Annotated in this window: 23 protein-coding genes and 1 pseudogene; 6 read left to right on the plus strand and 18 right to left on the minus strand. The window is 41.4% G+C overall.

Annotation, left to right across the window (positions count from 1 at the left end; all coding sequences use genetic code 11):
- Positions 1 to 14: 14 nt before the first annotated feature.
- The 5 genes from DSL64_RS27045 to DSL64_RS27065 form a co-directional block, all read right to left on the minus strand.
- On the minus strand, positions 15 to 1,127 hold the full coding sequence (locus DSL64_RS27045; protein ID WP_115834088.1) for a cytochrome-c peroxidase: 1,113 nt from the start codon (positions 1,125 to 1,127) through the stop codon (positions 15 to 17).
- A gap of 13 nt (positions 1,128 to 1,140) precedes the next feature.
- Positions 1,141 to 1,950: an MbnP family protein gene (locus DSL64_RS27050; protein ID WP_115834089.1), complete on the minus strand. Its 810-nt coding sequence runs from the start codon at positions 1,948 to 1,950 to the stop codon at positions 1,141 to 1,143.
- 113 nt (positions 1,951 to 2,063) lie between these two features.
- Complete coding sequence (locus DSL64_RS27055) at positions 2,064 to 2,459, minus strand: hypothetical protein (protein WP_229217245.1); 396 nt, start codon at positions 2,457 to 2,459, stop codon at positions 2,064 to 2,066.
- A 113-nt stretch (positions 2,460 to 2,572) separates the two neighbouring features.
- Positions 2,573 to 3,232, minus strand: a complete 660-nt coding sequence (locus tag DSL64_RS27060) for a hypothetical protein (protein ID WP_115834091.1) — start codon at positions 3,230 to 3,232, stop codon at positions 2,573 to 2,575.
- A complete protein-coding gene (locus DSL64_RS27065; RefSeq protein WP_147300430.1) occupies positions 3,229 to 3,690 on the minus strand; it encodes a DUF6452 family protein in 462 nt (153 codons plus the stop codon). The genes DSL64_RS27060 and DSL64_RS27065 overlap by 4 nt, the downstream gene beginning before the upstream one ends.
- A 200-nt stretch (positions 3,691 to 3,890) precedes the next feature.
- On the opposite strand from DSL64_RS27065, the gene DSL64_RS29055 reads away from it, so the two are divergent.
- The 3 genes from DSL64_RS29055 (at position 3,891) to DSL64_RS27075 (ending at position 5,290) form a co-directional block, all read left to right on the plus strand.
- Complete coding sequence (locus DSL64_RS29055) at positions 3,891 to 4,055, plus strand: hypothetical protein (protein ID WP_158547987.1); 165 nt, start codon at positions 3,891 to 3,893, stop codon at positions 4,053 to 4,055.
- A 118-nt stretch (positions 4,056 to 4,173) separates the two neighbouring features.
- Entirely contained in the window at positions 4,174 to 4,854 is a 681-nt protein-coding gene (locus DSL64_RS27070; protein ID WP_115834093.1) for a MotA/TolQ/ExbB proton channel family protein, read from the plus strand.
- Positions 4,855 to 4,897: 43 nt separating this feature from the next.
- Positions 4,898 to 5,290, plus strand: a complete 393-nt coding sequence (locus DSL64_RS27075; protein WP_115834094.1) for an ExbD/TolR family protein — start codon at positions 4,898 to 4,900, stop codon at positions 5,288 to 5,290.
- 129 nt (positions 5,291 to 5,419) lie between these two features.
- Here DSL64_RS27075 and DSL64_RS27080 read toward each other — a convergent pair whose 3' ends face one another.
- The 10 genes from DSL64_RS27080 to DSL64_RS27125 all read right to left on the minus strand — a co-directional run bounded on the left by DSL64_RS27080 (position 5,420) and on the right by DSL64_RS27125 (position 17,290).
- Complete coding sequence (locus DSL64_RS27080; protein WP_115834095.1) at positions 5,420 to 6,463, minus strand: Gfo/Idh/MocA family protein; 1,044 nt, start codon at positions 6,461 to 6,463, stop codon at positions 5,420 to 5,422.
- A gap of 110 nt (positions 6,464 to 6,573) precedes the next feature.
- Positions 6,574 to 8,430, minus strand: coding sequence for a TonB family protein (locus DSL64_RS27085; RefSeq protein ID WP_115834096.1), 1,857 nt, complete (start codon positions 8,428 to 8,430; stop codon positions 6,574 to 6,576).
- 38 nt (positions 8,431 to 8,468) lie between these two features.
- Entirely contained in the window at positions 8,469 to 10,328 is a 1,860-nt protein-coding gene (locus DSL64_RS29380) for a M56 family metallopeptidase (RefSeq protein WP_115834097.1), read from the minus strand.
- 12 nt (positions 10,329 to 10,340) lie between these two features.
- Positions 10,341 to 10,715, minus strand: a complete 375-nt coding sequence (locus DSL64_RS27095) for a BlaI/MecI/CopY family transcriptional regulator (protein WP_115834098.1) — start codon at positions 10,713 to 10,715, stop codon at positions 10,341 to 10,343.
- A gap of 305 nt (positions 10,716 to 11,020) precedes the next feature.
- Positions 11,021 to 12,460, minus strand: a complete 1,440-nt coding sequence (gene pyk, locus DSL64_RS27100) for a pyruvate kinase (protein ID WP_115834099.1) — start codon at positions 12,458 to 12,460, stop codon at positions 11,021 to 11,023.
- Between the two features lie 31 nt (positions 12,461 to 12,491).
- Entirely contained in the window at positions 12,492 to 14,987 is a 2,496-nt protein-coding gene (gene priA / locus DSL64_RS27105; RefSeq protein ID WP_115834100.1) for a replication restart helicase PriA, read from the minus strand.
- Positions 14,988 to 15,075: 88 nt separating this feature from the next.
- A complete protein-coding gene (locus tag DSL64_RS29630) occupies positions 15,076 to 15,375 on the minus strand; it encodes a type II toxin-antitoxin system RelE/ParE family toxin (RefSeq protein WP_115834101.1) in 300 nt (99 codons plus the stop codon).
- Entirely contained in the window at positions 15,366 to 15,596 is a 231-nt protein-coding gene (locus DSL64_RS27115) for a hypothetical protein (protein WP_115834102.1), read from the minus strand. The genes DSL64_RS29630 and DSL64_RS27115 overlap by 10 nt, the downstream gene beginning before the upstream one ends.
- A 109-nt stretch (positions 15,597 to 15,705) precedes the next feature.
- Positions 15,706 to 16,308 carry an aminotransferase class IV family protein gene (locus tag DSL64_RS27120; protein ID WP_115834103.1) on the minus strand — a complete coding sequence of 201 codons (603 nt, stop codon included), beginning with the start codon at positions 16,306 to 16,308 and terminating at the stop codon, positions 15,706 to 15,708.
- Complete coding sequence (locus tag DSL64_RS27125; protein WP_115834104.1) at positions 16,286 to 17,290, minus strand: aminodeoxychorismate synthase component I; 1,005 nt, start codon at positions 17,288 to 17,290, stop codon at positions 16,286 to 16,288. Before DSL64_RS27125 ends, DSL64_RS27120 begins: the two co-directional genes overlap by 23 nt.
- Before the next feature lie 358 nt (positions 17,291 to 17,648).
- Here DSL64_RS27125 and DSL64_RS27130 point away from each other — a divergent pair, with 358 nt between their 5' ends.
- A complete protein-coding gene (locus tag DSL64_RS27130) occupies positions 17,649 to 18,656 on the plus strand; it encodes a YpdA family putative bacillithiol disulfide reductase (RefSeq protein WP_115834105.1) in 1,008 nt (335 codons plus the stop codon).
- A gap of 174 nt (positions 18,657 to 18,830) precedes the next feature.
- On the plus strand, positions 18,831 to 19,943 hold the full coding sequence (locus DSL64_RS27135; protein WP_115834106.1) for a TlpA disulfide reductase family protein: 1,113 nt from the start codon (positions 18,831 to 18,833) through the stop codon (positions 19,941 to 19,943).
- A 36-nt stretch (positions 19,944 to 19,979) separates the two neighbouring features.
- Here DSL64_RS27135 and DSL64_RS27140 read toward each other — a convergent pair whose 3' ends face one another.
- Positions 19,980 to 21,059: a WD40/YVTN/BNR-like repeat-containing protein gene (locus DSL64_RS27140; protein ID WP_115834107.1), complete on the minus strand. Its 1,080-nt coding sequence runs from the start codon at positions 21,057 to 21,059 to the stop codon at positions 19,980 to 19,982.
- A gap of 128 nt (positions 21,060 to 21,187) precedes the next feature.
- Here DSL64_RS27140 and DSL64_RS27145 point away from each other — a divergent pair, with 128 nt between their 5' ends.
- Positions 21,188 to 21,490, plus strand: coding sequence for a YtxH domain-containing protein (locus DSL64_RS27145; RefSeq protein ID WP_115834108.1), 303 nt, complete (start codon positions 21,188 to 21,190; stop codon positions 21,488 to 21,490).
- Between the two features lie 60 nt (positions 21,491 to 21,550).
- On the opposite strand, the gene DSL64_RS27150 is transcribed toward DSL64_RS27145, so the two are convergent.
- Together DSL64_RS27150 and DSL64_RS29650 are read right to left on the minus strand one after the other, a co-directional pair.
- Positions 21,551 to 22,099 (minus strand): DUF4136 domain-containing protein, encoded by a 549-nt coding sequence (locus tag DSL64_RS27150; RefSeq protein ID WP_115834109.1) that lies wholly within the window; start codon positions 22,097 to 22,099, stop codon positions 21,551 to 21,553.
- 44 nt (positions 22,100 to 22,143) lie between these two features.
- Positions 22,144 to 22,580 (minus strand): annotated as a pseudogene (locus tag DSL64_RS29650) (transposase family protein); the annotation flags it as partial.
- Positions 22,581 to 22,746: the final 166 nt, after the last annotated feature.

The following is a 22,746-nucleotide window of genomic DNA, read 5'->3' on the forward strand; positions in this document are numbered from 1 at the left end:
GTAGTTAGGTCAGTTTATAGCGCATTGCCGATACCGGGGTCAGCCAGTTTCGGATTGCTGATAAACTGTTCGTCAGATAGCGTTCGGAGGAACGCGATAATAGATTGCTTCTCGGAAGAAGTGAGTGAAAGTCCGGTTCTGCCGTCTGCCCTGATTAGTAAAGGATCCAGTGTTCCCAATTTTTGAACGCTGTCGGTGTAATGATCCAGTACTTCATTCAAAGTGTGGTAACGTCCGTCGTGCATATATGGAGCTGTATAACCCACATTCCGTAGACTGGGGACTTTAAATTTGTACATATCCTGCTCAGCTCCGGTAATATCAAACCGACCTTTATCGTCTCCGGGCATAGGCATCAGTCCGTTATTCCGCATCGATTGATCTGTAAATAATTCGCCTTGGTGACAGGTGCTGCAGTTTTTCTGAAACAAAAGCATTCCTTCTTTTTCCTGTGCATTCAAGGCATTGGCGTCACCCAGTTTGTAGAAATCATATTTAGAACTCGCAGAAACCATTGTCATCATAAACTGTGACAAAGCTTTCATAATACGTTCACTATTGATCTCGTCTGTACCAAATGCCTCCTTGAACATCTTCGGATAATTCACCGGAATTTTAGATTTCGGATCAGGCGTGTTTTTCAGTTTTGCGATGATATCGGGTACATTGGTATCCATCTCAACCGGATTTTGTATCGGATTGAAAGGAAGCAAATCCAGATCATGTACACCTCCATCCCAGAAAAAAGACGTTTGCCATGCTACATTCTGAACAGCAGGAGAGTTTCTGATTCCCAGCAGATCATCTACGCCATGACTCAACTCATGTCCGTGATGCGTAAAAGCTGCCTGTTGCTGATGACAGGTTCCGCAGCCGATTTGGTTAGTACGCGAAAGAATGCCATCGTAAAAAAGAAACCGACCGAGTTCCACACCTTCTTCTGTAAGTGGATTTTTTGATATATCGTATACAGGATCAGGAAAGTGTGCAGGTTTTTTCCATTCAATGGGCGTTGTTCCCTCCTTGTCGGGAGTTACCTCTTCTTCCGCAGTTTTGGGCGAACATGCTAACCAGACCGATACGATGCACACCGGCAGAATACACGCTGCATATTTTTGCCATTTCATAAGCACAATCTGATTAGTGGATATGATCAATGGTAAACATGCCCGAGTAGTTGTTGGCGATTTGCTGCGATTTCTCTTGCTGAGATCCCATCACCATTACATTTTCCGCAATACTCAGGTTTGTGCCGGGGCCGTTGAATAGCTTCAGTAAATCCACCACAAGGTGCACTTCCGGAGTTTTACCGGTCTCACTAACGGGAGCAGTAAGAGCTCCGAATGGAATAGTCACAATCCTTGTATTGTTTACTGTCCGCTCGTTATAACCTCCGAAAAGACCAATATGGTAATAAAACTTCCTGTTAATGGATGTAGCGACAGAAGAAACCCCTTCCAGTTTGACGAATATATAGCCGGAATTCCATTGCCAGTACATACCATCCTCAGCCATAGATCCGCCAGGATCAAGTACTCCTTTTCTTTTCGAGATATCGGCGGTATTCCGAAGACTGTCCACGCCAACCATAAACTCAATTTCTTTATAGTCGCCTTCCGGCACATTGTTAAGCGTAACAAACTGGCTTGCCTTTACACTTTCCTTGATCAGAAAATAGCTGGAGTCCTGAGGTACCGTGTATACGGATCCATTCGCTTTTTTGAGCTTAATGTTTGAAATGAAATAATCTAATTTGGTAACTGTAAAATCTTCATTCGCTGCATTCTGATAGGTAACGCTATTTAAAACCAGATTTTTTTCACCTACTACGTTATCGAATTCTATGCGAAGTTTACCTCCTGGTACGGGCTCCACGTCGTTACATGCATAAAGTGCGAATAGAGTAAGAATGGCCAAGAGGGAGGTATAATATTTTGAAAAAATATTCATAATAATATGGATATAGCAGATAGTATCAACCTCATAGCGAAGCTAATACCTATCCTGATTAAAGTTCAAGATGAATGTATCAATTCACCAGACCATACGGCTGGCGTTATCTCTTAAACGAGCGGGGGGTGAAAAATATCATCGGCCATTAAAAATGCCGTAAAAGGGGATGCATAATCAAACGGAACCTTATCCGAGATTACTTTAAAGGGTACTTCAACTTTAAAATAGGGGTGGTGATTGGTATTCATGACCTGATAAATCAGGCTTGCCATATAATCCTGTTCAGCCTGGCGCTCTTCCTGCTTTTTTGCTGCTTCTATTTTTTTAGCGAGGTAGCATTTTCCATTACAGTTGAGTTGAGGACGGTTTTTATTCTCACAAAGATTGGCAACAATGTAATCGCGACGGATCTCGAAATCAAGATATAACAATGGAATCACCCATGCTTTCACAAACATCAGGCCAAGCAGACCAAGGGCTATACATTGTTTTAAAGTTGCTTTCACAATACAATCAACGAATGAAAGACGGATAACAGTATCCGGCTACAAAGGTAAATAGGGAATGGATACGTCTGACCTCTTCTACTAAATTTTACATGCGCCGCCACAAATTGATTTTAGCGTATCCTATAGAAAAACTGGGCTGTGATACCTCCGGTTGCATATATGATTAAATCTGAACTTGCCGAAACACCCATACCCGGATAGTAGGACGGTTCCAGTTCTCCCATCCGCAGGGCCGTACTTATCTGTCCTGAAACACGGATGAATGATTTCTTTCCTGTTGTAAAATCATAGCCCAGGTAGCCATGTACTCCGGCGGCTAAGTTGTTATAGCGGAAATGATGCCTGTAATCGCCAAAGACAGGGCCCTCAAATAGGTGACGTCCTGAATAAACACTCCATGAAACCAAAGGTCCATAGCCAATGCGCAGAGGAAATCTTGTATGACTGGTTTCAAAGCCCGCTTTAAAATAGATGCCCTGAAAATTCTCTCTGGTACCCGGGTACATGGGATTTTTGGTTGTGGAGCCGTTCACATAGCCGGCAGAAAGAAGAATAAACTTACGGGGTAGCTTTCCGTTCATCCTTAGCGTTGGCTCTACCACAAGTGTATTATGTGTAAAATATTTCTCTCTGAGTACGAATGAAGGTATACTTTGAAAGACATCAAGCCCAAGAGATATCTGTTTGGGTGGGGTAGATAAACTGTCGGTCTGTGCAAATGAAATATGACTTGCAACAGCGAGGATCAATAAGAATAACGCCTTTTTCATAGTGCAGCACTTACAAAAATACCACCCTGATGACCACCCCATCCTTTACTCTCTCCGACAAATGGAATGGCTGTCACATGTAGGTACGAAAATGTTGATTTACCCTGGACATCATCTACATCTACTACAAATCCGCAACCTTCCTGGTGATAGAATAGTCGTTCGTATGAGAGGGTTAATGTATCTGTACGGTTTTCGAAATCAAATATATAGGTGGTTTGATCGGCGTTCAAAGATATAGGAAGTTGGAATTCCCGGTAATCGCGGAATTCTGTTGTGATGCTGTCTCTAAGATTTACAAAGGCATCATTATTGAGGGCTCCAAGGGCAGTTATTTTATTGAGCTTATTGTCGGCCACATTGATGCTCAGCGAAAAGGTAAGTTCCCTTTGAGGCCCACATTCCATGCAGCTTTGAAATAGGGGAAGTAAGAAAAGTAAAAGGAGAATTTTTTTCATGCAGAGAGGTTGAAGTTGTACGTTGAGAGACAGCAAACCTAACTAAATGGTTGGAGCGAATCAATGATCTAAGCTGAAATTCAATAAATAATCAGCTACATCTGATATACAAGAGGATTTTTAACTTTTAATCAATTTGCGGGATAGGTAAACCAAAGGTTGATTTTGTTATTTTTGTTAAAATCAGATTTGTGATCATCATGCCAGCAGTGCCACAAACTACATATTCAGAAGAAGAATATCTGAACCTGGAAGAAAAAGCTGAAACCTTCACAATTCGCTCGATTGAAGCTAGGCTCTTGCTATCACATATTTACCCTGGTACAGATAATGTTAAAGAGGGCTGGATTACGCCCGAAGAGTAATTTTTCTATCTTTGCCCTTTGAACAATAAGGAGGGCATTAGTCCGTTTATGTTCAAAGTCATTTTAAGGCTGAATAACCCTTTATTTATTAAGCTTAACCATTCACTTTCACAATTATATGATGCTTCTACAAGCACTTACTGACTCTACTGTGGCAGCTCCCGTTGCTGACCAGGGACTATCTATTATTGACTTGCTTGCAAAAGGGGGCTGGGTGATGCTTCCGCTAGGGCTGTTGTTTTTAGGTACATTGTTCCTGATTATTGAAAGATTCCTGGCCATCGGTGCCAACGGTAAAATCGATCCGCAGTTTGTAGATAATGTAAAGGATTTTATTCAGCAAGGAAATCTTAAGTCGGCGGAGTCTTCCTGCCGCAATCAGCGTAATGCAAGTGGTCGTATTCTGGAGCGTGCTATCAGCCGTATTGGTTACCCGATCAAGGATATTGAGACTACCATTGAGAATGCAAGCCAGATAGAAATTCAGCGCATGGAAGGTAATCTGCCCTATCTTGGGGTTATCGCGGGTATTGCACCTATGCTTGGTTTCGTAGGTACGATTTCGGGTATTATTCGTATTTTCTACGATATTTCTATTTCGAACGACTTCAATATCAGTACCATTGCCGGCGGTATGTATGAAAAAATGATCACTTCCGGATCTGGTCTGATCATCGGTTTGATCGCTTATGCAGGATACCACCTTCTGAACATGAAAATTGACCGTTTTGCTTTGAAATTGCAAATGGCTGCTTCCGACTTCCTGGATGTGTTGCAGCGTCCGGTTAATTCCAAATAAGCAGTAGTGCTGGTCATAGTTCAAAAAATTTAAAGTTATTTAAATGAAAATACGTCGTAAGAGTCGGTTTGCTCCGGAAGTGTTTACGCACTCGCTCAACGATATTATGTTTTTCCTGCTGCTGTTTTTCCTGATCATTTCTACGATGTCCAATCCGAATGTGATCAAACTGATGCTTCCTAAAGCATCGGCAACACAACAGATGTATAAGAAACAAATAACACTTTCGATCGACGATCAGAAGGTTTATTATATCGACAAAGAGCCGATTGCTTTTGATGCGCTTGAAGCAGAGTTGCAGAATATCTTTGCAGGTGTGGAAGATCGTACCATCGTTTTGAGAGTAGATAAAAATCTTGCAGTTCAGGATCTTGTAGATGTACTGGAACTTGGAGCCAAGCAGGATATCAAAATGGTCATGGCTACAGCGAAATAGAGCCCTCTGGTCTGTACGCTTTTCAGCGGGCTGAACGGTAGAACCCGGAAACTGAACGGTAGACCTCAGAAATAGAGCTTATAACATAAAAAACGCCTTGTGAATTCCGGTTCGCAAGGCGTTTTTATGTTATAACATCACCGTATGAGCTGATTCAGCACTTTGATATATTCTCTCAACGATCTCCTGTAGTACAGCGCCCTGCGTCGCGTTGCAGATGTTAGAGGGTTTACCAAGACATGCATCGATAAAAGCATGCGTATTTTTTAGCTGCCAGTTCGATTTTTCGACGAATGGAAAATGGGTATCTGTCAACTCTCCGGCTATTTCAGTGAACATCACCGGAGGATTTAGCATGGCGCCGGCATTGCTGCCAAACACTTCAAGGTTGACACTCTCCTCTTCTTTCTGATTCAGTGCAAATGAGCACGACAAAGAAATACTGGTATTATCAGAAAATGAAAGATGAGTGAAGCAGGCATCTTCCACCTCGAATTTGGATGGATCCCAGTTTCCCTTTAGTCCCTTTCCGCCGGTATTGCCAATAAGGTCATAAGTATTACCCAGGATTTGCTTGGGTGTCTGGTAATCCAGTAAATCCAGTGCCAGATCAAGTATATGAACACCGAGATCAATAAGTGCCCCGCCTCCCTGAATTTCTTTATTCGTGAAGTTGCCCCAGCCGGGAATGCCTCTTCTACGCAGGTAGGTAGCTTTGATGTGGTAGATATTTCCAAACCGGCCTTCCTCCTGCAACTTCTTTAAAATGGAGAACTCATGAGACTGTCTTCTCTGGAAATTGTAGGCAAGGACTTTCCCTTTGCTAAGTGCTAACTCAGCCATTTCACGTGCCTGCTGTGCATTTAATCCCGGCGGCTTCTCGCACAATACATGGCATCCATTTTCGAGTGCTTGCATCGTGAATTGGTGGTGCAGATGATTGGCTGTACAATTGAAGATCAGATCAGGTTTAAGATCGCTTTTGTACATTTCCGCTGCATCGTCGAATGCTAATGGAATACCGTGTTGATTCGCTAAAACACGTGCCTTGTTTATATCGCGACTGCATATGGCTACTATTTCAACTTCTTCGTTGAGCGCTTTAAGTGCCGGAATGTGATTCTGACTGGCAATATGCCCGCCACCGATGATTGCTGCTTTAAACTTCGCCATGGTTTGAGTTTTGAGATCAGGCAAATTTATACAATCATGTCAGATCACCATAGAAAAACCTGACTTATAGAAATCAGGCTTTGAGAATAATAAGAAAATATCAATTTGGTCTACTTGGTATAGGCAACCTTGAAATAACGGTAATTACTGGCAGGCTCTGCGATTTTATAATTCATAAATGTGTTGTCACTGCCTGTATGTAAGGTAACATGATTGGAAGGAGCCGGGATGGCTTTCTTATCATCAAATTTGAATTCCTTCAGATTTGCCTTTGCCAGTTTTATGTCCTCTGATTTGGGGTAATTCATAAAACCCTGCCTTTTGTCTTTATCGGCCTGAGATTGGTCGATCTCGAATTTAATTGGGAGAGTGTGCCAGGAAGCAACTGCTTCACCATTTTGAATGGCAGGACTCCATTTCGGCATACTCCAAACTACTCTTGTAGCTTCCTGATCCAGCCCGTATCCAATGCCTTTGATAATTTCAGTTTTTTGGATGTGGCCATATTCATTTACTACAAAAGATATAATTACAGTCCCGCTTATGTTAATATTTGCGGCCTTGGTTGGGTATTTGACATTTCGTCCAATGTACTTCATCATCTCTTCTACGCCACCTGGATACTCTGCTTTTTGTTCAACTATTACATCCTTCTTAGTACTTCCTAAACTTTCGTTGCTGTTTCCGGTTCTATTTTTGACTGTTGGGTAAGTAACCACCACCACTTCCCCATATACATTCTCAGCAGACTGCAGCGTGATCTTATACTGAGCTTGCGTTTTTTTGACTTCGAATTCTGCACTTTGGTAGGATACATGACTCGCCACTAACGTACTATTAATCGGAACCTTGTCTAACTTAAAACGGCCGCTGTGATCAGCGCTAACGCCTATTTTTGTATTTTTAATAATTATTGTTGCGTTCCCAACAGAAAGTCCGTTTTTGTTTACTATTTGTCCTTTAATATCAATAGTTTCGTCTGCCTTAACTGGCGTCTCAACGGTTTCTATAATCGGCTCGGCTATTTGTTGCGGAACATTTTTAGCCTCTTCTATGAGCATTTCTGGTTTAGAAACAGATTCTGCTTCAATCATCATATGCTCACGTGCAGCGGTGAGGCTCACCACCAATAATAGAACAGGTAATATCATCAGGTACTTTCCCAGAAGCCACCGTGATGTGCGGTTTTTATAGATCATTTTGATTCGTGATTTTAAAAGTGAACTACTAAAAAACTGGTTGGTCAAAGATTGGACGGGCGAATGCATACCATAACCAATGAGGAAAGTAGCGTAACGCTCTCTGTTTGGAACCTCTTCATCAGCAAGGAATTCATGTACTTCCTGCAAAGATTTTTTATAAAGCCATAACACAGGATTGAACCAGAAAACGACTTTTAATAATTCAATAAGAATAATGTCATAGCTATGTTTTTGCCGGATGTGGACGAGCTCATGCCGGAGTACAGTATCAAGGTTTTCTTCGTAATCCTGCTGACTTACCATCAGCCATCTGAAAAATGAAAATGAGCCTTGCTGGTAGGTTGACAAGGGTAACAGTATGAGTGTATAGTCGTCGAAAGCCAGTTGCTCGTTCTTTCGAAGCAGATTTCTTATCGCGAAAAGTCCTTTTGCAAGCTGTAGGAAAAGAATTGCTGCACCGGCCAGATAAACGACATACAATAATTGTGTCCAGTCAAAAGAGGTTGTCTCTTCACCAGAGAAAACTATGGTGGTTTCAGGGTAAGTCATTAAATCCGGAACTTGTATTACCTGCGCGAGCGGTGCTACTGCAACAGTCTGCTCCGAAAAAGTGATTAACGGAACTGCAAACGAAGCCAGGAGTGATACCAGCAAATAGAGCCTGTTCCATTGAAAGAAAGTATGCTTTCTGAAAAACAGCCAGTAGCAGCCATAAAACAGTATCCAACATACATTTACTTTAGCGAGATAGAGGAGCGTTTCCATGACTTATATTAGTTGAGGCTGTTAATTTTTTAAATCATTCAGCGAACTTCTTTTGAAGTAACAAGTATGACGCCGTTTGCCCCCTTTTTGCCATATATTGCCGTGGCTGACTGATCCTTTAGCACTGAAATACTTTGGATTTTATTAGGGTCAAGTTTGTCCAAGGCGTTCTTTTCTTCTAAAATGACACCGTCCACAACAACCAGTGGCTGTACGTCAGGATTAAAATTCTTTCTACCTCTTATTCTGACTTTTGTTTTCGAGGCATCTTTCTGGAAATAAATAGCATTGGTGTCTTTTCCCTTATCTCTATGAGTAATTGATTGGTCGGAAATTACATGAGTTGCTTTTGCTGATTTTTTATCTTCTTCCAACTGGAACATTATTGGCAGATTGTATTTCACACTCACCGTTTTTCCATCCTGCATTCCAGGTGTCCATTTAGGAAATTTGGATACCACACGTACGGCTTCTTCATCACACCCAAAGCCGATCCCTTTCAGAACTGTTACATCACTTATAGTACCGGATGCATCTACGATGAAGCTAATAAAGACTCTGCCGCTTACATTGGCATCTGATGCTGCTTTAGGATATTTGATATTATCACCTAAAAACTGGAACATCGCTTTCACGCCGCCGGGAAAGGTCGGTTGCTGTTCTACTGCCATGAATACTTTTCCTCCAACAGGATTCTCTAATGTTTGCACCTTAACATCTGCATTGGTTGCCGATTGAGAGGGATCGGAAATGTCTTCAGACACAGGAACCAGCGCAATGCCTTGGTTAGCCATTCCTTTGAGTTCAATGGTTTGGGTATGAAAGCCGTCAAAACTTGCGATAAGAGAACCGTAAGCCGGTGCTTCAATTTCAAAATGGCCGTCTGCATCGGTACTGGTGCCTCGTTGTAACCCTTCAACCAGAATGCTGGCTCCGGGAATGGCCAATTTATCTTTCTGATTTACCACCCAGCCTTCAACTTTAATGGTTTTGGTTGAGTCCATTTCCTGCCCGGGAAGACCGGAGCTGGTTTCAGAAAAATTCTTTTTGATGCGTTCGCAACCTGCAATAAGTAGCGCAACTGCACTTATAAACGTAAATGCAAGCAGGTAGGAAGAGCGCAGCCATTTAGATGATCTGCTTTTGTAAATCATTTGGATACGCCCTTTTAATTGTGAAGGCTTGAAAAAATGATTTGTTAGTGCAGCTATTGGTGCATTCAGGGAATAGGCAAGAAGGAACTTCGCATAGACCTCGCGGTTTGGAGCTGCTTCATCGGCCAGGTATTCGTGAACCTCCTGCAATGAATGTTTATAACCTTTGAGAACAGGGTTGAACCAGAAAATCATGCTCAGGATTTCGACAAACAATATATCATAACTATGTCTTTGTGCAGTATGTACCATTTCGTGTCTGAGAATAGCATCAAAATGAAGTTCATAATCATTCCTGTTAACCACAATCCACTTCAAAAATGAGAAAGATCCTATTTCGTTCGAGTCGATCAGAACTACTTTACAATCTTCCAATTCAATAATTTCCCCGACTTTAATGTATTGGTATAGCTGCCGGATGTTATTAAAGAATACCAAAGCTCTGCGGCCAACAGCCAGGAGATAGAAAAAGATAAAAGCGTTGAGCCAGGTAAAAACGGAAACTTCCTCAGGTTGGTAAGATGAAACAGAATACGTTGCCGCACTTACTGTGTACATCACAGGCATCTCCGGAGCCGACTCCGGATACACTACCAAAGGAAGCAGAAACGATGCCAGTAAAGACCCAAGCAGATATGCTCTGTTCCAAACAAAGAAGGTTTGCTTGCTCAGAAATAACTGATAACAAGCATAGAACAGAATCCAGAATAAACTCACTTTTCCGATATATAGCAGCATTTCCATGGCTGATAGCTTTTATTGTTCGTCTTTATGGTCGTTGATCAACTTCATAATTTCATCCAGATCTCTGGATTTCAGATCGTTTTCCTTTACGAAGAAAGAAACCAGATTCGGTAGTGAATTGCCGAAGTAGTTGCTCATCAGATTCTGGACTTCAAAGCGCTTGTACTCTTCTTCGGTAATCAGCGGATAATATTCGTGCGTTTTACCATAGGCTGTGTAACCTACCACTTCCTTTTTTTCAAGAATACGAATTATGGTGGATACGGTATTATAGGCAGGTTTAGGCTCAGGCATTTCAGCAAGAATATCCTTGACGAATGCCTTTTTCAGTTGCCAGAGAATTCTCATGATCTCTTCTTCTGCTCTGGTAAGGGTACGTATTTCCATGATATAGTATTAAATGAAGACTTGTTTGGATAAGTAAATGTAAGACTATTTTTTTAGTTTCAAAACTATTTTATTAGTTATTCTATAAAAGGGGTAAAGGGTTATGGGCAAAGGGTATTGAGGCCTGGAACAAAGGGGACATAGAGCTTAGGGAAAGGGGCAAAGAGGAGGTCTACTCAATCCCCCTGCCCTTATCTCTATGCCCCAATCACTCTGCCCTGCGCGCAAAAAAAGGCATAGAGCCAAGAGCTACGCTCTTATCTCTATGCCTAATGCTCAAAGCCCTTTGCTTAAGCGCTTTGCTTTTATTCTACAATGCTCAGCTTAACAGTATTGGTTTTGCGGTGTTTAGAAACCGGCATGCTCAATGTATTAATGAATACATCACCTTTCTGTAATTCACCTTTTTCAAGAAGGAAAGATTTGATGTCTTCAATCAGGTCATCAGTAGTAACTCCCTGATCACGATCGTAATAGAATACTTTCGTTCCCCAATACAGTGCAAGTTGGTTCATCAATACTTTATTCGAAGTAAAGATCAGTAATCCTGCTTTCGGACGGTGGTGAGAAAGACGGAATGAGGTATATCCTGAGCGGGTGATCCCGATGATAGCAGCAGCATGCGTATCACGTGCCAGACGGCATGCACTCATTACTACGTTATCATTCAGTTTATCAGCACCAGGACTTTCGTTTACAAAAGCGTGGTATTTGAAATAAACGCTGTCTGTAGAAGATTCGATTTTTTCAATAGTACGGCTCATACTTTCCACCGCTAATACAGGGTATTTTCCTGAAGCAGTTTCAGCACTTAGCATTACTGCATCAGCACCATCCAATACAGAGTTGGCTACGTCGCTCAGCTCGGCACGTGTAGCACGTGGGCTTTCGATCATGCTTTCCAGCATTTGGGTAGCAACAATTACAGGCTTTCCTGCTTTGTTACATTTCTCAACGATCATTTTCTGGATCATCGGAACCTCTTCTGCAGGAAGTTCAACCCCGAGGTCACCACGAGCAACCATGATTGCGTCAGTCGCTTCGATGATCTCATCGATGTTTGCGATAGCTTCAGGTTTTTCGATTTTAGCGATAAGACGGGCAGATTTACCTTTGTTCTGGATATATTCCTTCACTTTAAGTACTTCTGATGCTGTTCTTACAAAAGAAAGGGCAACCCATTCAACATCATGCTCCAGACCAAAATCAAGATCTTCGTAATCTTTAGCAGTAACAGATGGCATAGAAACCCTTGTATTCGGCAAGTTTACGCCTTTCTTAGATTTTAGATATCCGCCGTATATAACTTCTGTAACTACATCAGAACCATCAATGCCTGTAACCAATACTTCCAGTTTACCATCGTCCATTAAAACGCGGTCACCGATTTTTACATCATTGTACATTCCATCGTAGGGAGTGCTTACTTTTTCAGCAGTTCCCAATACTTCGGTGTTAGACAGAATCAGTTTATTTCCCGCTTCGATCAGTACGCCGTCTTTTTCAGCAACCAGACCGATACGGATTTTTGGTCCTTGTAAATCCTGCAGAATGGCAAGATTGTACCCGAACTCTTCATTTATTTCACGAATTGTAGTAAGTCTGGCCAAATGATCGGCATGTGTGCCATGAGAAAAATTGAGGCGAAATACGTTAACTCCGGCTTTGGCCAATGCGAGAAGCATTTCTTTGCTTTCTGACGTAGGACCGACGGTAGCAACGATTTTGGTTTTCTTGGAAGACATAGATTAATTAGCAGTATGGAATAAATTTACTTTATATACAATCCACGTCGATGACGATATGGATACTTTTTAATGTTTTATCGGAGAGCACGTCAATCACTTTTTCCTGGACGAATGACTTTGCCGCCCTAAAATTAATCTTTTCTCGCTCAATTTTAATGAGAATGTCGAACAAAAACTGATTTCTCACCCTTTCGACCAGAGGGGGCTGTGGTCCCAACACCCTGCCGGTTCCCAAATTTTCCACCAGTTTGCCTGCTAACTTATCTGCTGCTCTTCGCGCTGTGGTGGCATCCAGATGTTTAACAGTGATTTTGATCAGGCGCGTATAGGGCGGATAGTGGAATTTTTCACGCTCAGGTAATTCAGCGTTATACATACCGATATAATCGCCGTTGACCACGAAATCGAGTAATTTCTGAGCGGGATTGGCAGTTTGGATCAGTACTTTACCAGGTTTGTCTGCGCGTCGTCCGGCTCTCCCGCTTACCTGAGTCAGCATTTGAAATGCACGTTCCGAGGCACGGAATTCCGGAAAATGAATCATGCGGTCAGCATCAAAAATACCAACGATACTTACATTGTCGAAGTCAAGGCCCTTACTGACCATCTGAGTGCCAACTAATATATCTATCCCGCCGTCTTCAAATTCCTGTATAATCTGCTGATATGCATTTTTAGCTCGTGTGGTATCCAGGTCCATCCGTTGTACGCGCGCGGCAGGAAGCAAGAGATTGAGCTCTTCTTCGATTTTTTCAGTTCCAAAACCCATCGTCTTCACTTTGGGCGATCCGCAACTCGGACAAATACGCGGAACTTCCTCTTTATGCCCGCAGTAATGGCAGCGTAGTTCGCCCACTTTCATGTGGTAAGTAAGGCTCACATCACAATTGGAACATTCAGAAATCCAGTTGCATTCCTCACATTGTAAGTAGGGAGAATATCCCCGCCTGTTCTGAAAAAGAATTGTTTGCTCTTTATTCCGAATATTGTTTTCAAGGTTTTCAATCAAAACGGAAGAAAATTCATTCTTCATTTTTTTTGATTTTTTCTCCTTTTTGATGTCAATCAGCTCGAAGGTGGGTAGAGCAGCATTTCCGAATCGTTCAGTCATTTCTACCAAGCCATATCTTCCTTGTTGTGCGTGAAAATAACTTTCCATGGAAGGTGTTGCCGAACCGAGCAGTACTTTTCCCTTATGCATATAAGCCATGACGATAGCTACATCGCGTGCATTGTAACGTGGGGCTGGGTCATGCTGTTTGTAAGATGTTTCATGTTCTTCATCAACGATGATGAGTCCCAGGTTATCGAAAGGAAGAAATATAGCAGAGCGTACGCCTACCACAAACTGAAACTTGCCGTCCAGAATCCCCTTCCAAACTTCCACTCGCTCATTGTCCGAGAATTTGGAGTGGTATATACCCATTACGTCACCGAACACCTTTCTAAGCCTGACTACGATTTGTGTTGTAAGTGCGATTTCAGGTAATAGAAACAATACCTGAGAACCACTTTCAAGTGCCTGCCTGATCAGCTCAATGTAAACTTCTGTCTTCCCGCTTCCGGTAATTCCATGAAGCAGTACCACTTCCTTATCGGCAAAATGATCATAAATCTTGGTAGATGCTTTTTGCTGAGATTCAGTCAGCTTTATTTCTACTGATGTTCCAACAGGAATATCATCGAAGCGTGAAACAAAGATTTCAAATTGTTCGAAAATACCTTTTTTAATCAGTGTTTGAAGTGCCGAGTCTGATAAGCCATCGTTTTGTGAGAAAATGGACTTATCCAGTCCCTTCAGATTCAGATCCGAATTGTTAAATACCGGCACATGAGAAAGATAACGAAGTAAAATCTCTTGTTGCTTTGGAACTTTGTCAAGCGAGGAAGTTAACTGCACCAATGCGTCATTGTCCAGAAAGCCTGGCGTAAGACGTACCTTTTTTGCTACTTTCGGTTTGTATTTTTCTTTAACTTCTTCAAAAAGGATGACGGCTCTTTTCCCAACCAGTGACTTTATTAAGGAGGTGATATTGTTTTTCTGTACAAGTCTTTCAATTTCTTCGTATGAGAGTGTCTGGTGCTTTTTGATCTCATCCACTACCACGTGTTCCAAATCTGTAAGCAGATCGTAATATTCAAATTCGGGATTGAACTGAATGCGTGACTGACTTGTGATTTTGAGTCCGGCAGGTAGCGCTACATTGAGTACTTCTCCAATGTTGCACAGATAATAGTCGGCTACCCAGTTGAATAGCTCCAGCTGGCGGGTGGTCAGAATAGGCTGCTCATCCAGTAATTCCAGAATATACTTGGCCTGATACTTAACAGGAGGTGTAGTATGCAAATGTGCTACAGCGGCGGTTAGTACCCTTTTCTGGCCAAACTGCACAATCACTCGTGCTCCGACTTTTATCATCCCGCTCATTTCCCTTGGCACTCTGTACGTAAACAGAGATGGGATGGGAACGGGCAGGATCAGGTCTGCGAATAAAGTATTTTCTTCCTCAAAAAGGGAGGTCATTGGATTTGGGGGCAAAACTGTCTGTATTTGGAATGCGGTTTAAAGTTAATTATTCTGCAATCCCTCATGTATCAGTCAGATTGAATAACTATGAATATTTCTTCTTTTTCGGATGCTGCCGTGTATCAAAAACAGCAATTATTAAAATTCGACTTTGTGTAATGCGGTAGAGAAGTAAGTTATGTTTGGTAATAACAGCTTCTCTGACAGCATTATTGATGGATACTTGTCTGAATAGTTGCGGATGCTCTGAAATCAGTTGAACAACGCGATCCATTCTTATTATGAAATCTTTAACAACCTGGTGGCTCCAGTTTTTCCGGAGATACTGTATTACTTCTTCAAGATTGTTCAGCGAGCGTGGAGACCAGATTACATCTAAAGCCATTTCTTATAAATATCCATGACCTGCTCATGTGGAACACCTATTCCGGCTTCTATTTGATCCATAGATTCTTTCGCGTCAGCTATCACCTTATCGGATAAGTCTCCCCAATCTTCTTTCGAATCGAAATCCTTAAATACTGACTTTATTGCATCAATAATATTTTGATCCTCAGTATCCAAAACTCTTTTAGCCAATTCTATTTTTTCTATTTGCAGATCCATGGTCTCACATTTAAATTACGAACTTGATTCAGAAGCTAAACTAAGTTGAGATATTAAACGAAAGGGATTTTGTTGTTTTATCGACGAGATCACCATTCCTCAGGTAAAGTTACAGCATACTGCTGACTTCTAAAACAGGTGCCTCTTCCCAGCCAATCATTGCATTGAAAAGTCTGATATGACTATATTTCTGCAGATCCTTTTCAGATATGCTGCAGGTTTTAATTATTCCTTTATCCAGCAGACTCGCCCTCTGTGTGCCTTTCAATAAACAGGTATCCGGCGTAAACCATTTGCTTCCGTCGAACAGAGCGACATTGTGTACATAGGTGTCTGTAACCATTCCATTTTTGATGATCAGGATTTCGTGAGCATCACCACGTTGTTCAAAAAGGACATTCAGCTCAGGTCTCTTGTCATATTTATAAGTATAGTCAATCTTGTTATCATACACCAATTTGATAGTTTTGATTATTCTGGGTACATATAGTTCCCATTGTACATTGTCGATTTCTGAACCGTATGCGATACGGCACTTGTAAAGTGCATCTGAAACTGAATCCGGAATCCGGATCATTTGTGCAAGATCCCAGGTATCCGAGAATCCCCAAAGTTCATTCCTGGTTTTGTTTAAACGCGCCTCATGGTAGCCCAGATTTTTAAATTGCCTGTATTCTACGGCAATGGTTTCAATGCATAATCTCTGAAGCATGACGAATCGGTAGATAAACTTTGTCTATGATTTCCTGGTATTCATGAATGGCCTGACTGCTGGCAGTTATTCCGCCTCCGCTTTTAAAAATCAGATTGCCATTCTGAGTTTCGATATAACGAATCATAACTGAACTTTCGAAGTTTACTCCATCAAAATAACCCATTATACCCGTGTAATATCCCCGCTCATATTCTTCGGCTTCTGATATGATTCGCTGAGTACTTGGTTTGGGGGCTCCGGTGATGGAGCCGGCAGGAAGTAATTTCATGATCAGATCTCCGTATTCTCCGTTGAAATTCTCCGGTAAAATACCTGCGATTTCTGAACTAACCTGTAAAAGAACTTTATCATTGGTATTGATCCGATCAATATACCTGTATCGCTCCACCCATACTTTATCGGCGACCATACTCAGGTCATTCCGGATTAGGTCAACAATGGTTGCATGTTCCGCTGACTCCTTTGGGTCTGACAAAATCAGGTTCTGAGCGTCAGGAAGAGCGGCGTCAATAGTCCCTTTCATCGGGAATGACGATATGAATTTTCCTTCTTTTATTTTGATAAATATTTCAGGAGAAAAGCATACGAAATGATCCTTTTTCCAAAACCGATACGGAGCATCGCTGTGTTCGAAAATATCGGCTAAAGAAAGATTAGTTTGTATGGGTGTAGGTGCCGACAGATTAACAAGAAAAGAATTCCCTGCGCGGAGGTTACTGATAACGTGGTCAAATTTCTTCTGATATTCTGAAAACGCGACCGGCGACTTTTGGAACAGAATATTTTCTGGTAAGTCACTTTTTGATCCGATAACATTAGTAAATCCATTCAGGTTGTATCTGATCGCCGTGGAGTCAATATGGTCAACACGCCAGGCGAGCGGTTTTTCTGCCAGATAATCAACAAGAAAGACAAAAGGAGTCTTTTGAATTCCCCAGGTATTCAGTTGTTCCTTAAATGTTCTTATTGGATCAGTCAATGGGTCTATTTGTAATATTCTTAGAAAGAGCTAAAACAGTGCTGCAATTTACAAAGTTCAGAAACCAAACGGGAAACAGTGGAGTTTGTTAAAGAGATTGTGGTTAGAGTAGGGAAGAAGTTTAAGGAGTAGTTAAGAAGTAGTTAGAGTAGTTAAGAAGTTAAAGGAGTAGGGGTTCTGCTATATGGAGAAGGGTATACTGAACAATGCTTCGAGACGCTCAGCATGACAGTCTCCCAATTAACCTATTTTAACTGGAAGATTTAATTTAGAATTGCTGAACCAAATTTTAACATAAACGATTTTCGACAGCCGACAGCCGACAGCCGACAGCCGACAGCCGACAGCCCCAAAACATATGCATATACACGACGTAATTATCATCGGAGGAGGCCCGTGCGGTCTGGCGATGGGAATCGAGCTAGCAAAAAGCGGGCTGGATTATCTGATTCTTGAAAAGGGAAATCTGACAGAGTCTATAAGGCGCTATCCAAGGAGAATGAAGTTCTTCTCAACGGCCGAAAATATTGAGATAGGGGGGATTCCCTTTGCTATTTCTGAAGTGAAAGCGAACAGAAATGAAGCTTTGCAATACTACCGAAAGGTGGCGGGATATTATCATCTTAACTTCAAATTGTTTGTTGACGTAGAAAAAACGGAGAAACAAGCAGACGGAACATTTTTGGTTTACGGGAAAGGTGGAGAGATTTTTCAGTCCAAAAAGGTAGTGCTTGCTACAGGTTATTTTGATGTTCCTCGTATGCTTAACGTGCCAGGCGAAGATCTGCCGCATGTATCTCATTACTACGATGAACCTTTCAAATATTCATATACCAATGTGGTACTAGTGGGCGGTTCTAACTCATCTGTGGAAGCTGCTTTGGAATTGTACCGCCACGACGCCCATGTGACGATTGTACATAAGGAAGCTGATTTCCGTACTAAGGTGAAGTATTGGCTTGTACCTGATGTTAAAAATCGGGTGAAGGAAGGTAAGATTCATACACGTTTTAATAGCATTACAAGAGCGATTGAACCGGGAAGAATGCAGATTGAAAATCTGGAAACAGGCGAATCGGAATGGATCAATGCAGATTTTGTGTTTTTATTAGTTGGTTACTTGCCGGATGAGCATCTACTGTTCAGATGTGGTATCACACTGGATCCGGTTACGAAGGTGCCATCTTACAATACCGATACGTTTGAGACGAATGTTGACGGCCTTTATTTATGCGGAACTGTAATGGCAGGGGTATTTACAGAAAAGATATTTATAGAAAATGGTCGTGACCATGCCGCCGCCATTGCAGATCATATTACAGGAAGAGAAATTCGCAAAGTGAAAGATTTGATTGATAGAATATGACAATTAAACAGGGAATACTGTTAAGATAGGCCGGGATCCAGCCCCGATTGCTATTGCCTGATAGCCTTGTAGTCATATCTTAAAAGATGTTAAGCGGGGTTGATGTTCAGAATATTAGGTTTAGAATTGTGAAGGAATTTTTTCGCCACTTATCTAAAACTAACATTCAATACCATGAAAGCGTCTAAGTTGTTGAGCAGGTTTTTAGTTTGTATGGGCCTGGGCTGTGTTGGGGTTGGTTGTGGCTCTGGGGAACAGGGAAACGACCGCGAAATCAGTGGAACGCTGCTTGGATTACCTGATGGGATGATGTACCTCAGGAATATTAATTTTATTAACATTGACTCTTGCCCTACTGTTGGTGGAAAGTTTAAGTTTCGATTAGTATCTCAAAAATTTCCGGAACCCTCATCTGCCACTATATTTCATCTTTCTGATGAGGATAGTACGTTACGTTTTTTTCAGTTTCCCCGCACACCTAAAACAAAAGGCCAGTTGGTCAGGTGGGGGCGTTTCATGTTGGATCAGGAGGGCATCACGATGAATGGAACGATTAAGGACTCCTTTTTTGAGAGTAAAAGGGCATCATCTACCATAGATGGCGAGGTGAAGTTTGGTAAACAGACTCATTTTATGTTGGATGACACACTTAAATTGAACGGTAGTATCAAACTTGATGATATGAGAAAGGTGATTCTCGCAAATCCTTCTTCTTATCATATGTTGTATAACGTTAAAGGCATTTTACATTCTTTGAACACGAAGCAAGCAATGTTTCTTCTAAACTGTTTCGATAAAGATGTGCTTGCCAGTAATACTGCCTTGGAAATAAAAAATTATGTCACTTCTAGAGGTGAAATGAGATTGTATAACACCAGCCTCACGGATTCCGCAGGAAAGCAACATTATATTCTCAACAAAAATGCCAGACTTAATATGGTTGTTTTGTGGGCTTCCTGGTGTGCTCCATGTCTCGAAGAAATACCTCAACTGAAAGAATTATATCAGAAGTTCGGTGCTGACAAAAATTTTAACATGGTGTCTGTATCTCTTGATCTGGACAAAGCAAAATGGAAAAAACGGTTAGATGTTGAAAAAATGCCATGGAAACAACTTTTGACAGAAGAATCTCAATTTGATTATTACAAAGAGATTTTTGGAGTGAATAGTGCAATCCCAACTATCCTTTTATATGGTAGAAACGGTAAACTATTAAAAAAATATACAGGCTACAGCCCTGAAAATAAGAATGAGATGATAAATCTGTTAGCTTCAAATCTAAAATAATAACACAAATGCCGGTCTTGCAACCGGCATTTTATATCAATCCACAAACTTTATCCTTCTTCGTTTTTTCTTTGTAGAAATATTATCAATTTTTCCAATCAACCCTTTTCCACCAACCGCATAGCCAACATTTCCTGAAAAGCTGACAGAGTGAAACGGCTCAGTACCAAGTACACTCCATGACTTTCCCTTATCAACCGAATAGCTGCTTCCGGAAGGGCCGGTTGCAACCAGTGTGTAGTTGTCGGCTCTGATTTGGGTATCTCCGTTCCAGGTTGCGTTGGCTTTATGATATATGTCAACACATTCTTTGAGTCCGGTTGGTTTTGTCATGCTTTCCATTTTCCAGCTAGCCCCGCCATCCAGGGTAGTAAGTACATTTACAGTCGAATCAGTTGTACGCTTGTAATCGCCGCCCACTGCAATTCCATGGGTTGGAGAAAGAAATCGAAGTGCAAAGATTCCGCTGGTTGGTCCGGCGGGCATCGGCGTTTCAGTCACTTTCCATGTTTTTCCATAATCTCCCGACCGGAATACCCTGGCTTTTGTCCCTCCGCCGGAGCCTATAAATACGTTTCCTTTTCCCAATGTCAGAATACTGGTGCCGCTTGCTGCAAAGCATGCTTCACCAGGAATAATATCAGGTCTGTTTGTGGCAGGTAGTTCTGCCCAGGATTTGCCTCCATCTTCTGTAGTAAGTAGAAAAAGTTTTCCGTCAATCGGATCACCCAAACAGATACCCTTATTTTTGTCCCAAAAGCCGATTCCATCCAAAAAAGCCCCATTTTGTGTAGTTTGGTACACAAGATTCCATGTTTTTCCACCGTCTTCGGTGCGGTAAATTTTTGCTTTTCCTTTCTCCCCTTCACCAGAACTCATGGCCACGGCGGTTTCGCGGTCAAACGCATGAATATCCCGAAAGTCGAGAGAATCTGCGTCTGGCACTTTAACAGTTGTCCAGGACTTTCCCGCATCCAGTGTTTTGTATACGTTACCGCCTGTTCCGGCAATCCAGCACACATTTGATGATACAGCATGAACTGCTCTCATATGAGCCTTGGATTTGATGTCCAGAACTTTCCATTGGGCATGGACATCATGACAAATGACTGCCATAATAAGCTGTAAGCCTAACAAAATTGGTAGTGAAAGATCAGAAAAGATCGTTTTAGGTTGATTTGGCACAGTATTTTGATTAGTTTCGAGATAAGTTAATCTATCATCACACAAAATAAGACATTAATATGAACAAGAATCAAAAATTTCTGATAGGATCGGTAGGAGCATTATTGACTGGTATCGCCATCGGACTTTTGGTAGCTCCAAAAAGCGGAAAAGAATCCCGTAAACTGATCAAAAACAAAGCGAACGATTTGGGTGACAGCGCAAAGGGTCAATATGATAAAAGCCTTGAAGAATTAACGATTCTTGCTGAAAAGCTGAAAGAAGGATTCGTGAAAAATATCAATACTGTTAAAGAAAAAGCGGGTACAGTTGCTGAAACTGTAAATGATAAAGTTCGCGGAGTGGTTAACAATAACGCCTGATTCCGCGGCGTATAGATGAAAGAGGTTGACGTCTGGTGAAGATATCAACCTCTTTTTTTGTCAGGGTATTTTAATAAATACGTCGCTGATCGCGTCATTGATCTTTCCGGATATGTCCTGATCCTTCTCCGGTAACACTCCTTTAACGCCTCCCTTCCATACCAGCTTATCATTGCTTGCATCTACCAATTCGATAAGGATCGTTCCTTCTTTGTATTTTCCAACAGGAACCTCCTCGCTTTTCCAGGAGTAACGGCGCTGTCCCATGTATCTGGGATATCCATCCGTTAGAAAATTAGTTTCTCTGGTTTGTATTTCTTCCCTAACAAGTAACGCAAGGTTTACTTTCAATGCAGGCTCCTGTGCTTCATTTAAGCCTTTTTTAGCCATATTGGCTGATACAGCAGCTTTGGTCACAGCAATATTCTTTTCAAATATAGGCGAGCTGACGTCACCTTGTGTATCAATGTCGTAAAATCCGAAAGTAGGATAGTCAGCGAGGCGAAATCCTTTTTCCTGATCAGACTTTAAGAGACGATAGGATGTCTGGCAGCCAGTTGATAATACAGTCAATACAAGTGATAGAAGAAGTAATTTTGAAGTTTTCATAGCGGAAATTATTAAGTAATGTATGTAGCGTAGCCCTAATTAAAACCATAAAAGTACTCCCGCCTGGACGCATTATAGCCGCGAAACTCTTTTCCTCTAATCATCTTCGATCTGCAAATTCTAATGTTTTACAAATTTCCACTGGAAATGAGTCAATTAAATATATACTTTAAAGATTTAATTCCTTAAATACCATACCCGGATGATAAAATAAATCAGCTATTAAATCCGTCAGACTATGTAAAATACGGTCGCAGCGGCGATCCGCTAAAGTTGCTCTTGTCAGGCATTATAAAACCATCATGATCGGCCAGATACTAACAAGCTGATGCCTGGTTGCCATAGAAATACTTACATGACAACACAACCGTGGTGATAACTTGGGAGTTTGTTAATTTCGGCCTACTATCCATGTAGCAACTACTTGTTTTTGTAAAAAATTGTCTCATAAACAATATATTGCAACTGTAAAATCTTTCATCATAGGGTTGTTTGGTTCGCAAAACAAAGTAACCTCATTTTGAAGGATTTTGCATTTTTTACACTATACAACTTGCATTAAATATTAGTTGTAATACTAAATTAGAAATAAAAAGTCGTATATTTGTTTATGAAATATGCTGACATTATAAAAGAGTCTGAATCGG

This window comes from Dyadobacter luteus (assembly GCF_003383615.1).
GTDB lineage: Bacteria > Bacteroidota > Bacteroidia > Cytophagales > Spirosomataceae > Dyadobacter > Dyadobacter luteus.